At 37.5% G+C, this 13741-nt stretch carries 10 protein-coding genes; 2 read left to right on the top strand and 8 right to left on the bottom strand.

Translation table 11 applies throughout. The features are described 5' to 3' along the window. The first annotated feature begins 110 nt into the window (after nt 1–110). Entirely contained in the window at nt 111–959 is an 849-nt protein-coding gene (locus tag H5S39_RS09240; protein WP_182595092.1) for an aldo/keto reductase, read from the top strand. Nucleotides 960–1008: 49 nt separating this feature from the next. Here H5S39_RS09240 and preA read toward each other — a convergent pair whose 3' ends face one another. The 7 genes from preA to nrdD form a co-directional block, all read right to left on the bottom strand. Beyond that, nucleotides 1009–2307, bottom strand: a complete 1299-nt coding sequence (gene preA, locus H5S39_RS09235) for an NAD-dependent dihydropyrimidine dehydrogenase subunit PreA (RefSeq protein ID WP_182595093.1) — start codon at nt 2305–2307, stop codon at nt 1009–1011. Next, nucleotides 2300–3541, bottom strand: a complete 1242-nt coding sequence (locus H5S39_RS09230) for an FAD-dependent oxidoreductase (protein WP_182595094.1) — start codon at nt 3539–3541, stop codon at nt 2300–2302. The genes preA and H5S39_RS09230 overlap by 8 nt, the downstream gene beginning before the upstream one ends. A 335-nt stretch (nt 3542–3876) precedes the next feature. Beyond that, the gene (apf, locus tag H5S39_RS09225; RefSeq protein WP_182595095.1) at nt 3877–4578 is read right to left on the bottom strand and encodes an aggregation-promoting factor; all 702 of its coding nucleotides are present in this window, start codon (nt 4576–4578) and stop codon (nt 3877–3879) included. Nucleotides 4579–4906: 328 nt separating this feature from the next. Then, nucleotides 4907–6607: a phosphoenolpyruvate carboxykinase gene (locus tag H5S39_RS09220; protein WP_182595096.1), complete on the bottom strand. Its 1701-nt coding sequence runs from the start codon at nt 6605–6607 to the stop codon at nt 4907–4909. 201 nt (nt 6608–6808) lie between these two features. Further along, nucleotides 6809–7597, bottom strand: a complete 789-nt coding sequence (gene apf / locus H5S39_RS09215; RefSeq protein WP_182595097.1) for an aggregation-promoting factor — start codon at nt 7595–7597, stop codon at nt 6809–6811. Nucleotides 7598–8020: 423 nt separating this feature from the next. After that, nucleotides 8021–8599 carry an anaerobic ribonucleoside-triphosphate reductase activating protein gene (gene nrdG, locus H5S39_RS09210; protein ID WP_182595098.1) on the bottom strand — a complete coding sequence of 193 codons (579 nt, stop codon included), beginning with the start codon at nt 8597–8599 and terminating at the stop codon, nt 8021–8023. Nucleotides 8600–8673: 74 nt separating this feature from the next. Further along, nucleotides 8674–10908: an anaerobic ribonucleoside-triphosphate reductase gene (gene nrdD / locus H5S39_RS09205; RefSeq protein ID WP_182595107.1), complete on the bottom strand. Its 2235-nt coding sequence runs from the start codon at nt 10906–10908 to the stop codon at nt 8674–8676. Nucleotides 10909–11315: 407 nt separating this feature from the next. On the opposite strand from nrdD, the gene H5S39_RS09200 reads away from it, so the two are divergent. Beyond that, complete coding sequence (locus H5S39_RS09200) at nt 11316–12713, top strand: DHA2 family efflux MFS transporter permease subunit (protein WP_182595099.1); 1398 nt, start codon at nt 11316–11318, stop codon at nt 12711–12713. A gap of 34 nt (nt 12714–12747) precedes the next feature. On the opposite strand, the gene H5S39_RS09195 is transcribed toward H5S39_RS09200, so the two are convergent. Further along, nucleotides 12748–13302 (bottom strand): GNAT family N-acetyltransferase, encoded by a 555-nt coding sequence (locus H5S39_RS09195; protein WP_182595100.1) that lies wholly within the window; start codon nt 13300–13302, stop codon nt 12748–12750. Between the last annotated feature and the right edge of the window lie 439 nt (nt 13303–13741).

Below are 13741 nucleotides of genomic sequence, written 5' to 3'. Positions count from 1 at the left end.
CTTTCTATCTTAAACACTTTCATAAAAAAAGCAAACCATATGCTAGGTCACCATCGTTAAAAGCGAATATAATAGTAGTAGGCAAATTACCCGAAAGGAGCTGGAACTTGATGAAAAATGTCATAATTAATAATGTTTCAATGCCTGCAATTGGAATTGGTACTTGGCATATGGGAGATTCGCTTACCAATTATTCAACTGAAATTAAAGCCATTCAGACTGCGATTGATGCTGGAGCACGAGCGATTGACACCGCTGAAATGTATGGTGATGGCCGATCAGAAAAATTAGTTGGTGCTGCAATTAAACCTTATAACCGTGAGAAACTATTTCTTATCGATAAGGTTCTCCCCTCCAATGCAAGTAAAATCAAACTAGAGCACAGCCTCGATCAAAGTTTGACAACTGTTGGCACAGACTATTTTGATTTATACCTATTACATTGGCGGGGTGGAATTCCACTGGCTGAAACAGTTAATGAATTGGAACGAGTAAAACAAGCAGGAAAGATTAAAGCATGGGGTGTTTCTAACTTCGATGTTACTGACCTTGAAGAAATGTGGAGGATAAAGGCCGGTAAAAATTGTGCTGCAAATGAAGACCTTTATAATTTAGATGAACGGGGTATTGAATATGATTTACTTCCTCTCATGAAAAAACACCACCTTCCATTAATTGCCTACTCACCACTTTCACAAGGAGATAATATCTCGGGTAAATTAACAACGAATTCGTTACTGAAAGAAATTGCTGCAAACCACCATGCTACCGTTGAACAAATAATGCTCGCATGGGTTCTCCGCATCGGTAATGTATTAGCAATCCCTAAGAGCGGAACGCCGAAACACGCAAAAGAAAATGTAGAAGCAGGTAATATTGAACTAAGTGATGAAGAAATACTCAAACTTCAACAAGCATTTCCATCTCCTAACCATAAACAACCATTAGCCGTAATCTAAATAAAAACTGCTGGTGAAAGGAAATCCCTTTCTTCAGCAGTTTTATTAGTTAATTTTCTTGTGTTGCCGTTGCTGGATGGTAACGATGTAGACGTTGTGAACCAACATCAATCTCATCTGGATTACCCTTACGTCCCGGCTTCATTTCAACGACACCAAGCTTAATTGCACCTACTGGACAAACTAATGCACATAGTTGACAACCAACACACTTACTCTTATCAAAAACTGGTAAGCGCTTATCATCATCCCACGTCAAAGCTTGGTGAGCACCATCTTGACATGATACAAAGCAACGGCCACAACCAATACACTTATCCCAATCAATCTTTGGATAAACTTTATAGTTACGGTTTAATTGGTTAGTCGGAACAATATTCTTATTTGCTAATCCAACTAAGTCTTGCAAATGATCAACATGTTGTTCTTCCATGTAGTGCATCAAACCATTAGTCAAATCATCGATAATTCGGTATCCGTATTGCATAATTGCAGTAGTTACTTGAAGAGTAGTAGCCCCCATTAAGATGAATTCAGCTGCATCTTCCCAGGTTTCAATACCACCAATTCCTGAAATAGGTAACTGTTCTAGACCAGCAGCTGAACGTAGCTGTTGCAAGAACCGCAATGCAATTGGCTTAACAGCTTTACCGGAAAGGCCTGATACTGATGACTTACCATCAATGTTGGGCAACCCAACTTTCTTCTTAAGATCAACATCAACAATCGACTTAACGGTATTGATTGATGAGAATCCATCAGCACCACCTTCAAGGCAAGCCTTAACAACTGGAACCATTGAAGTAATATTTGGTGTCATTTTGGCAAGAACAGGTAAACTAGTTCCGCGTTTAACAGCTTCACAATTACTCTTACATAATTCAGGATTAGTTCCCACGTCAGAACCCATTGTATGAGACGTCATCTGTGGGCATGAGAAATTAAGTTCAATCATGTCAGCGCCTGCTTCAGTAACGAGCTTAGCAAGATTAGTCCAATCTTCTGGCGTTTCACCCATGATTGAGGCAATTAAAACTTTTTCTGGGTACTCTTCTTTTAACCGGCGCATATCAGCCAAATCTTGGTCTAATGGGTGTTCGGATAATTGCTCCATGTTCTTAAAGCCGACAAACGGAGTATCTTCCTTTGTCAACTCATCAAAACGTGGTGAAACCTCATCAATTTTAAAGTGTTCTGGTGAAAGAGTCTTATAAACGATTCCACCCCACCCAGCATCATATGCGTTTTTACACATCTCATAACAATTGCCAACTGGTGAAGATGACAAGCAGAATGGGTTCTCAAAATGAACTCCTAAAAAGTCAACTGATAAGTCTTTTTTAATCATTTTCTTGTCCTCCTAACAAGCGGTCAATCTCTTCGGCAACTTCTTTTCCTTTTTGGACAGCTACAACAACGGTCTTGTCACCATCAACAATATCACCGGTAGCAAATACCTTCGGATCCTTTGTCCGGAACCGTGCTTCCCGGAATGGAATTTCATTATGTTGTAAATCAAGATCTAAGCCTTCAGCATCGGCTTTTTGTCCCACCGCTAAAATAATCTTATCCGCGGTAATCGTTAATTCACTGTCAATTTTACGGTGCTTAAATGTTGCCCGATTTTGATGAACTTCTTTTGGAACATAACCATCAACAATTGTTACACCCATTGCTTGTGCTCCGGCTAATTCTTTCTTTGAAGCCTTAAATTCATCAAATTGTTCGTATACAACATCAGTAACATAAGGAACATCTAGCTTCTTGAGGGTTGTGACAACGTCCATTGCAACATCCCCACCACCAATAACAAGGACATTCTTTGGAAGATCATCAAGTTTTCCGTTGTTTTCCTTTGCACGGGCAAGGAATGAAATAGCTGATTCTGTACAAATATTATGTTCAAACATTGGCAGCATTTTAGCTTTGCTTGTCCCAATAGCAACAATTACGGCATTATGATTTGCCTTAAGGTTATCCATTGAAATATCCTTACCAACTGTTGTGTTATACGTAATGTGAGCACCCAAGTCAAGAATCCGTTGTACTTCATAATCAACAATTTCTTGAGGAAGACGATATTCAGGAATTCCGTATGTCAAATATCCACCGGCCTTAGCATTCTTTTCATAGATATCAACGGCATATCCCTTTTGTAAGAGCGTTGTCGCTGCCTGTAATGCAGAAGGACCACTTCCGACAATCGCAACACTCATTCCATTTGGCTCACCAGCTTTAAGAATTTTCATGTTAAGCTTACGTTCCATATCAGTAACGTAACGCTGAATTCCACCGATATCAATAGGTCCATCAATCTTTGCACGGGTACATGCCTTTTCACAATATCGTTCAGTAGGACAAACCCGAGCACAGATAGAACCCAAGGCATTATTTTCACGAATTGTTTCTGCCGCCCCCTTAATATTACGGAAACGAACACTCCGAATAAATTTAGCTGGATTTGTGTGTGCCGGACATGCTTGAGAACATGGGGCATCATGGCATAGGAGACAACGAGCTGCTTCTTGCATTACCGTCGTCATTGTGTACCCCTTTGGTTCTGTTTCATACTTTGAAGTCATCAAGACAACCTCCTCTAGTTCGCGCCATTAGTTAATCTACAACTTAGTGATAAATGTCACTTTCTACATTTTAATAATACAATTTAAACGGTTTCATCATAATTGGGTAATTCCCTACGTATAAGAAGCGTTTTATTATTAAAGCCAATATTTTAATATATATTAAATGAATATTTTTATGATTATGTAAATTGCAATTACTTACAGAAGGACTATCAATAACCATCAAAGTTTCACAAACTTATATAAATAACGAATAAAAGCGCCTAGCCATCATATGAGACTAAGCGCTTTAATATGTTTGAAGTTTGTTGATTATCTATCTTAATTAAATTTTAGTACCAACCGTGTGATTGCCAGAATGATTGGGCAGCACTCCATGAACCATAACGGCTCGCTACGTATTGGTCGGCTACTCGTTCTTGGTTTGCTTCTGAGTAATCACCATTTAAGTATGATGCTGATAATTGGTATTTACCTACGTATTGACCATTACGGGCGCTGTAGTTACCACCAGATTCACGAGCAGCAATCCACGCCTTAGCTGATGCATCATTACCACTAACGCTGGAACTGTAGTTAGTTGTCGTAGCTGATTGTTGGTTTGTTGATTGTTGTTGTACAGTCTGTGTTTGAACAGGTGCCTGCTGTTGAGCAGTCTGTGTTTGTGGTGTTTGAGTTGCCACTGGTGCTTCAGTTGCAGCTTGCGTTTGTGTATCTGCTGATGAAGCAACATTAGCAGCTGGTAGTGTAGCAACTTGCTCTTGAGTTGCAGGAGCTACTTCACCGTCATCCTTGATTACTAATTGTTGACCAACATAAATCAAGTTTTTATCAGCGATATTATTATGACTCGCTAATGTATCTACAAAAGTTAGATCGTGACCTAATTTGTAAGAAATCCCAGAAAGGGTGTCACCTGCTTGTACCGTGTATACACTGTCGGCATTTGCAGTTGTTGCAGTAGCAACCGTACCTAATGCGACGGCACCAGTAATCGCTGCTGTAATCTTGGCTACTTTCTTAGATAACTTCATTATAAATTCAATCCATCCTTTTCTCTTAATTAATCAAATAACTCATTTCAACGATATCTACTATACAGGATTAGCGTTACGAGCGGGTTACCAGCATTTATCAATTTTCGTTACTTATGTAATTTTTTGTAATGAAATACTTCACATAATTATTTGCCCGCAAAAGTCTTACCATATCAACGAATTTCCACGTTCAACAGCAACAGCAAAAATTCCAATAGAATAAATGAATTGAATCTTTTGATAAAAAATACCGAGTAAAATGAAAAAATAGCTCTATAACAAATAATTGTTACAGAACTATTGCAAAATTGTCTTAATCGTAATCTTAATTATTCATCAAAACATCAAGTAATTCCTGGGCTGATTCCTTAAGGGCATCCTTTGATTTATCATTACCAAGATGGGTAAAGATTTCTCCAACATAAACACCCTGATCAAAGAGCTTCGTAAAGACCTTATTAATAATCGGCTTAGTCAATTCTGGTTCTTGAACCGGACCAAATGGATTGGCAAAGAATGTCTTACTCATTCCGACTTCATCAGTTGTCCCTAACGCCTTTCGCTGCCCAGCGATAAATACCTTTTCAGCTTCTTCTTTGGTATCAAAGCGATGAATTCCAACTTCATCACTATAGTTATTGGCATATAGCCACATATCAATGTGGTGATGCTTAATGACGTTTTGATAAGTATCTGCAGGAATAATTACCCGCGCATTCTTTTGTTCTGGATTAAGATAAACACCACGGTCCATGTTATTAAATGCAACCGCACTGCTTAAGTCATCAAGCCGCACAAAGGCACCTGTTTCAGTTCCCTGGGCATATACACCTGGTTCACCATCAGTTAAAGTAAAACTTCCCATATCATCAAAGATTGTCTCCATGCTTACAATCTTATCATCTGCTAGTTCTTGTAATGCCTCAATTGACTCTGACTTACCAGCACCTGAATCACCAAAGAAAACAACATTCTTTTCCTTACCATTAGTAAATTTAATTTTTAGCATTGAACCGTGAATTGGTAACCGACCATTATAAATTTGGTGAAGATTATGCAAAGTTAGGCACATTTTCTTCATATATCCAAAGTAAGTAGTCTTGTCTGTATAAGGTACTTCCCCAATCCACATATTATTCTTTTCATCGCGGTAGTAATGAGAAACCATGCCTTCAGTCTTCTCCAAACCAAAGAGGAGGATCATGTCAGGCTTTTGACCTTCAATTTCATCAGGCGAAGCTAATTCAAAGAGGTTGGAAAGTGCGATCCCATTTACTAAATAATCAACATTAAAGTAAATAAAGGCAAGACTTTCACCAATCTTAGCAGGGTAACAGTACCATTTGCCACGTTGACCATGGAAACGCTTGATTGGGTTTTCTTTAACTTCTGAAAATACCCCTTCCCGCTTATTACTCTTAGTGTGCATCATCATTGGTGGACGAAGCATCACTGTATTGATAAAGTCAATATCCTGTAATTCATCATAACCTTCTGGAATCTGCCAATCATGTTGCTGAACTAACACCGTCGCATTAGTAGCTGCATTCACTTGCCGATATGTGCGGTTTTCAAATCCTTGAAGTTTTTCTTCTAGAATACGGTATGCTTTTCGAACTAAATCATTAAACTGGGTATCAACTGTCCGAAACTCATTGCCTAAAATTTTATTATCATTAAAGTTAATTACCGATACCCGTAAAAATGACCGGTAGTATGAATATAATTCTTCAACACTCTCTAAAATATCCTTAGGATCATATTCATCAAAAGCACTATCGTCATTAAACAAAACTTTCTTCAAAATGTCGATGAACTTATTAGCACTTGCATTATCAAAAGCATCGTCATCATGATCAGGATTACGTGAAGCAAGATAAAGCTTAACAACCGCCTTCAATTCATCACTATTGATTAATGATGGAATATCCGTGAAATAGTTTTGACTATAATTTAAGGTTGCTACTCCGCGATCAGGATTTATATATAATGACTTTGTATCAATAATCTGACTCTCTTTTGGCATGGATCTCATCCTTTCATCACTTGAATAATTCTATTATAGTATATTTTTAGATTAAGATGAAAATAAAATTAACTTTTTTTCATTTACTTTGTTAAAGAGGCCGAGAAAAAACAAAATGTTTTTTCTCGGCCTCAACCTATTATTAATGGTATCCGAACTTATAGAGCTTAATTTCCAGCTTCCCTATAATAAAATTAAATTTTAGTACCAACCGTGTGATTGCCAGAATGATTGGGCAGCACTCCATGAACCGTAACGGCTCGTTACGTATTGGTCGGCTACTCGTTCTTGGTTTGCTTCTGAGTAATCACCATTTAAGTATGATGCTGACAATTGGTATTTACCTACGTATTGACCATTACGGGCGCTGTAGTTACCACCAGATTCACGAGCAGCAATCCACGCCTTAGCTGATGCATCATTACCACTAACGTTGGAACTGTAGTTAGTTGTTGTAGTAGTGGTAGAAGCTTGTGGTTGAACAGGTGCACTATAGCTTTGTTGCGCTGTTGCTGTAGCAGTTGACTGTGGAGCCGCAGACTGAACTGGTGCTTGTGATTGTGTTTGAGCTGATACCGGTGCTGCTGATTGTACTTGACTTGGTTGCTCAACAGCTTGACTTGTAGCTACCGGTACTTGACTTGTCTGTTGTGTTTCTTGTGGCTGTTCTACTGTAGCAGATGCTTGACTTGCTGCTGGCAAAGTAGCGGCTTGTTGTGCAGTTGCTGGTGCCACTTGGCCGTTGTCTTTAATCACTAATTTTTGACCAACATAAATCAAATTTTTGTTGGCAATATTATTATTTGAGGCTAAGGAATCAACATAGGTTAAATCATGACCTAATTTATAGGAAATGCTTGATAAAGTATCACCACTTTGCACCGTGTATACCGAATCAGCATTAGCAGTAGTTGCTGTAGCGAATGTTCCCAAGGCAACAGTACCTGCCACAGCAGCAGTAATTTTCGCGATGTTTTTCGTTAACTTCATAAAGAAAAATCCCATCCTTTTCATAAAATTCGTTTTAATTAGTTAGTTAATTTATTTGTTTAATTATTTAAGTTGTTGAGTCTTTATATCTCTCAACAGTTATTAATATACTCCCTTAAAATTACACATGGGTTACCCTGTATTATCAATTTTGCTGTCTTTCGTAATATTTTGTAATAAATAAATTAATAACCCTTTCATATTTATAGCTCTTCCACTGTTATAACAGTAAATTAGGTGGAGCTAAATTTCTCCCGTCGTCTGCCAAACTTTGTAATATATAACATAAATAAACCACTACTTTTACTTCGAATTTGCAAAAGTAGTGGCTTATTTTCTATTATTATGATTTTTTGTAACACCACTGTAACTAAATATGAACATATACAAACATTTTTTAGCTCCCCAGTGGCCTTTTATTCATTAACGAATAAGTTTATCCCAAATTATTACTTTTCCTTGTTGCAATGATTTGGGGACATCAATGATTCGTTGGTTTGAACTCCCCCGAAATTGGAGTGTCAAATCTTTTTTTGCAAGTAAGAAGCGTCCATCCACCAGAATATCAAGGTAGTGTAATAACTCCAGCTTATCATCAGATTCCTTCATTAACTCTTCCCAGGTATAGCCAGACCAGGACCAAATGTCTTTTTCATGACCAAATTCTTTTCTTACCCGTTTAACTATTTTTAAACATACCTGGGTATTTAAGAAAGGTTCCCCGCCTAAAAGGGTTAACCCTTGAACATAACTCTGCGAAAGATCTTTAATAATCTGGTCTTCTAATTCCTGTGTATAAGGTTGTCCATAATGAAAATTCTGCGCAGCTCGATTATAACAACCAGGGCATCTGAAAGGACAGCCACTTACGTAGAGACTGCACCGAACGCCTTCACCATCAACAAAATTAAACGGCTTATAGTCAGCAATATACTGTTGTGAATAATCCTTAGCCAGCCATTCTTGTGGCTTCGGATTTCGCGGTAATTTAGCTTCAGCCATTACTTCTCCTCCTATATTAAAGTATTAAAGGCCTGCAACATTTGCTAAAGCAGACCTTTTTCTTCTATATAATATTAAATCTGCTTACCAGTAATTCCAGCATGAGCTTTTATATCCATTTGTCGATTTTGTTCAAAGGTAGCAGCCTTTTTAATCATCCCTGCATCCATATGTTTTACCCGGTGGATAATTTCTTCGTGACGACCATGAACCATTGGACGTTGTTGTGGATTTCCTAGGTAGCCACATGTTCGTTTAACGACATCACAAGTTGCTGGATCATGATTACCACATTGTGGACACTTAAAGCCTCGTGCTGTTGCCGCAAATTCACCTTTAAAGCCACACTTGAAGCATTGGTCAATCGATGTATTAGTTCCTAAGTAACCAACGTGATCATATGCCCAGTCCCATACTGCCTCGAGAGCTTTTGGATTTTGACGAAGATTAGGATATTCACAATAATGGATAAAGCCGCCAGCAGCGTAGTTGGGAAAGTCCTCTTCAAAAGTAAGTTTTTCAAATGGGGTTGGGTGTTTACGCACGTCATAGTGAAAACTGTTAGTATAGTATTCCTTATCTGTTACATCTTCGACCCGACCAAACTTCTTTAAGTCATCTTGACAAAAAGTATCAGTTAAGGATTCAGCAGGAGTGGAGTATAAACTAAAATGATATCCTTCTTCTTTTTCCCATTTGACACAAAGGTCATGCATTGCTTTGGTAATTGCGATTGCAAAGTCATGAGCCTCTTGATTGCCCTCCCAGTTTGAACCATAGAATGTAGCGCATACTTCATATAAACCAATATAGCCAAGTGAAACTGTTGCCCGACTATTTTTAAATACTTCATCAACGCTATCTGTTTTCTTTAATCGTTTTCCAAATGCACCGTACATATATAGAAGCGGCGCATTTTCCGGTCTAGCTTCTTTTGTTCGCTTAATTCGATAATCAAGGGCAATCTTACAAATATTCATCTTTTCTTGAAAAATTTCCCAGAATAATTGCTTATCGCCATGCGCCTCAAGAGCAATCCGCGGTAAGTTAACTGTCACAACTCCCAAATTCATTCGTCCGGAATTAACTTCCTTACCAGTCTCAGGGTCTGTCCATCCCTGTAAGAAAGACCGGCAACCCATTGGTGTTTTAAAACTTCCCGTAATCTCTTTAATCTTGTCATACATTAGCAAGTCCGGATACATTCGTTTAGTGGAACACTCAAGAGCGAGTTGTTTAATGTCATAATTAGGATCTCCTGGGTTTAGGTTTAATCCTCGTTTGACAGTAAATATTAATTTAGGAAAAATAGCTGTTCGGTGTTCTTTCCCTAACCCCTTTATACGGATCTTTAAAATTGCCTTTTGAATTTCTCGTGAGAGCCAGCTCGTTCCTAAGCCAAAATTAACTGTCGTAAAAGGTGTTTGACCTTGACTAGAATAAAGGGTATTAATCTCATATTCTAACGCCTGCATTGCATCATAAATATCCTTTTTAGTTTTTTCACGAGCAAATTCCTCACGCTTAACTGGAACGATCCACTTTTTTGCGTCTTTCATATGCTTATCATAATTAAGCTTGGCATATGGCTCTAATAATTGATCAATCCGATTAGCAGAACATCCACCATATTGTAAAGAAGCAACGTTGGCAATAATTTGGGACATTTGTGCAGTCGCCGTTTGAATTGAACGCGGTGAAGATACCCATGCATTACCAATCTTAAAACCATGCTTAAACATTTCATCGAAGTCAATCAGGCAACAATTAGTCTCCGGCGTTACTGGGGAGTAATCAAGGTCATGCCAGTGAATATCCCCTCGTAAATGAGCCTTGGCAACAATTCCTGGCAACATCCGCAAACCGAGTGCGCGACTAACAACTCCCGCTTCTAAATCCCGCTGAGTATTGAAAACATGACTATCCTTATTAGCATTTTCATGGACAACCCGGGAATTACGGTCAAAAAGCTGCTCTAATTTATTCTGGGGATTTGTCGCCTTAGCAAATATCTCTTCATCATGTTTACGATAATCACGGTAAATCTTAGCAAGTTCTTCATGATTAGCAGCTACTAAACCTTGAACGAAAAGATTCGCAATAGTTTCAGCTTTAACTGTTGATTGATTAACTAAGGCAGCAAAAATAGTCTCATAAACACTCTGAATAGTCTGCTCGTCCGCATTAAGCGCATGTAAAACCAGCTTAATCTTATAAGTATAAAATGGTGTCACCGTTCCATCACGTTTAACTACGCTGACACTTGTTAAATTGTTAAGATCTCGTTCATTAACTACTTGCACTTTCATCATCATTTCACCTCTCGAATATAACGGTTCCTATCATAGCCCAAAATACAACTTATAGAAAGAGTTGACTTTTAAAACACTATATGTTGTGGTTTGATAGTCTTTATTTTTATTAACAATGAATCTTATTCTGATATAACAGAGATAAAATGAAAGAAGTAATGTTGCCAGTCTTTAGACGCTACCTTTCTAATATTTAAATCGTTTGTTTTCTAAATTGTATTATCACCAAATAGAATTTTTAAAAATAAATCATAATAATCATTAACAATCAAGTCAGCTTAATAATCTTAAGCTATTATCTTAAGATTATTATCCATCTCAAAAAGGACTTACGAACCCTTCTCCTAATTTGCTAGACTAACATTTGTGTGAATTTTATATAGAGAGAAGGAGTGTTTTCATTTATGGAAAATGCATTACAAGCCCGCCAACAAGTTGCCCATCCAAAACTTGCGATGGTCAGTATGCTACTTGGCGCTTTTGTAGGAATGTTTAGCGAAACATCATTAAATATCGCTTTGCCAAAATTAATGGCAGCTTTACAAGTTAATACTGCCACGATTCAATGGTTAGTTACTGGCTATATGCTGGTTATCGGAATTATCTTGCCACTATCAAGTATTATTACTAAATGGTTTACTACCCGCCAAGTAATTATCTTTGCACTTACTGATTTTATAGTTGGTGCCTGCATTTCAGCGTTAGCTAATAATTTCCCAGTTCTGTTGATTGGTCGGATGATCCAGGGAATTGGTACCGGATTAATTCTTCCATTAATGTTTGCTGTGGTAATGCAAATCTTCCCACCAAAAAAGATTGGGGCTGTCATGGGAATTTGCGCCTTAGTTATTATGTTTGCGCCAGCGATTGGTCCGACATTAACTGGATTAATTTTAGCTAAACTATCATGGCAATGGATCTTTTGGTTATTTATTCCGTTCTTATTAATTGCTTTAATCTTTGCAATTACTTCATTAGAGAATATTGGTGAATTGACTAAACCTCATGTTGACGTTTTATCAATTCTTGAGTCAGCAGTTGGTTGCTCTGGAATTGTTATCGGTGCAAGTTTAGCAAGTCGCGATGGCTGGTTATCATGGTCAGTTCTTGGCTCCTTGCTTATCGGAATTCTTGTCTTAGGATTTTATGTATATCGGCAACTACACTTAGCCACCCCTATTCTTAACTTACGAATTTTCAAGAATCCTGCGTTTGCTATTGGTTCCTCGTTAGTTATGCTCGACTTCGGAATTATTCTTTCGACGATGTACCTTTTGCCAATGTTTTACCAAAACGGTCTCCTATTACCAGTTGCTTTAACTGGACTAGTTATGTTACCGGGAGGTGTTATTAACGCCTTGACTTCAGCATTGGCTGGTCGATTATATGATAACATCGGGGCTAAAAAGCCAGCTATTCTAGGTTTCATTATCGCTTTAATTGGAGCTGTAATGTTAGTATTTACAAGTACAAACACCTCGATTATTTATGTTGTAATTGCTCACATCATCCTAATGATCGGTTGCCCGCTTGCTATGTCACCATCACAGACTAGTGCCTTAAACGCTTTATCAGGGATGGAATCAGGTGATGGTAGTACAATCATGAATACGATGCAGCAAGTTATCGGTGCGTTAGCTACTGCTTTAGCTACCAGTTTCTTAGCATTAGGAAGCTCAACCGTATCTGGTTCAACTGCTTTCCGATTTACTAATGGTTTCCACTACGGCGTTTACTTTGCTATTGTCTTAATTGTTATCGCAATTCTTTTAGCATTTAAGATGCGTGACCAACGTAAATAGAAAAAAGGTCCTCTATTTTGGAGGGCCTTTTTTATTACTCACTAATTATCTTAAATGGCATATAGTGACGATGGCGATTAGTCAAAAAGCGATTCATCAATTGTTGAAATAATTGTGGATTTACCATTGATTGTTGCTGACTCATTAAATCAAATTTTTCATTATCTTTTTCAATTGTGTAAAAACCAGTCTTTTCAAAACCATTGTTTATATAAAATTGTTGGCGCCGTATCCGTTGGCTATTATTTACTGCTATTGGATCTATTCGCTCAGTACTTAATGTTACTAATTTATTAGCATACCGCTTTTTTATTGCTGCTAATGTGGCACTACCGTATCCTCTACTATGGTAATACGGATCAATTGCTAAAAAGAATATATAAGCTATTCGCCGATCAAATACTGTGTAGAAGAACCCTACCCACTTTTGTTGATCATAAATACTACAAAATTCTGCTTTACCGGCTTTTGCCCGCATTCTTAAAAAAGATAATGGTAAACGCTCATTTTTAGGGAAAACTGCTTTATATACATGATTGATTTTCTTAAAATCAGTTGACTTGGTAGCTACTCTGATAACTTCAATCATCGTTCATCATCCTTTCATTTCAAATAATCATATCGTATATTACCGGCGAAAAGCAATATCTAATAACTACCATAAATGATATGGCTTTTTCTTAGTACCATCAATATTGGTTAAGAATGATAAAGGTTAAAAATAAACGTAAAAAGTGCCGACAACGAAAAAATCTCAGGTAATTTAAATTCGTTAAGGATATGTTCTTATTATGGTTGAAGTAAACAAGATTATTTATAGCATAAAATTCCTTAATCGATCAGATGGGCTTGATCATGCTAACTAATGAGTATTTTAGTGACTTCAGTAGCTAAATGCGCATTAGTCCCTTTGAAAATCGTTAATTGGACATTATCAATATTTAATTTCAACGCTGGCTGAGGAATGTAATCAGTCTTTTTAGCGACCTGATGATGGTGAGACTTAAATACCGGTGCAATAATTTCAT

The sequence above is a fragment of the Limosilactobacillus rudii genome, from assembly GCF_014145455.1.
Lineage (GTDB): Bacteria > Bacillota > Bacilli > Lactobacillales > Lactobacillaceae > Limosilactobacillus > Limosilactobacillus rudii.
The sequence above is the reverse complement of the archived record's forward strand: the minus strand, read 5'-3'. Positions and strand labels throughout refer to the sequence as shown.

Coding starts and splice junctions, on each gene's coding strand:
- H5S39_RS09240 (WP_182595092.1), top strand. CDS start 111: ATGAAAAATGTCATAATTAATAATGTTTCAATGCCTGCAATTGGAATT.
- preA (WP_182595093.1), bottom strand. CDS start 2,307: ATGATTAAAAAAGACTTATCAGTTGACTTTTTAGGAGTTCATTTTGAG.
- H5S39_RS09230 (WP_182595094.1), bottom strand. CDS start 3,541: ATGACTTCAAAGTATGAAACAGAACCAAAGGGGTACACAATGACGACG.
- apf (WP_182595095.1), bottom strand. CDS start 4,578: ATGAAGTTATCTAAGAAAGTAGCCAAGATTACAGCAGCGATTACTGGT.
- H5S39_RS09220 (WP_182595096.1), bottom strand. CDS start 6,607: ATGCCAAAAGAGAGTCAGATTATTGATACAAAGTCATTATATATAAAT.
- apf (WP_182595097.1), bottom strand. CDS start 7,597: ATGAAGTTAACGAAAAACATCGCGAAAATTACTGCTGCTGTGGCAGGT.
- nrdG (WP_182595098.1), bottom strand. CDS start 8,599: ATGGCTGAAGCTAAATTACCGCGAAATCCGAAGCCACAAGAATGGCTG.
- nrdD (WP_182595107.1), bottom strand. CDS start 10,908: ATGAAAGTGCAAGTAGTTAATGAACGAGATCTTAACAATTTAACAAGT.
- H5S39_RS09200 (WP_182595099.1), top strand. CDS start 11,316: ATGGAAAATGCATTACAAGCCCGCCAACAAGTTGCCCATCCAAAACTT.
- H5S39_RS09195 (WP_182595100.1), bottom strand. CDS start 13,302: ATGATTGAAGTTATCAGAGTAGCTACCAAGTCAACTGATTTTAAGAAA.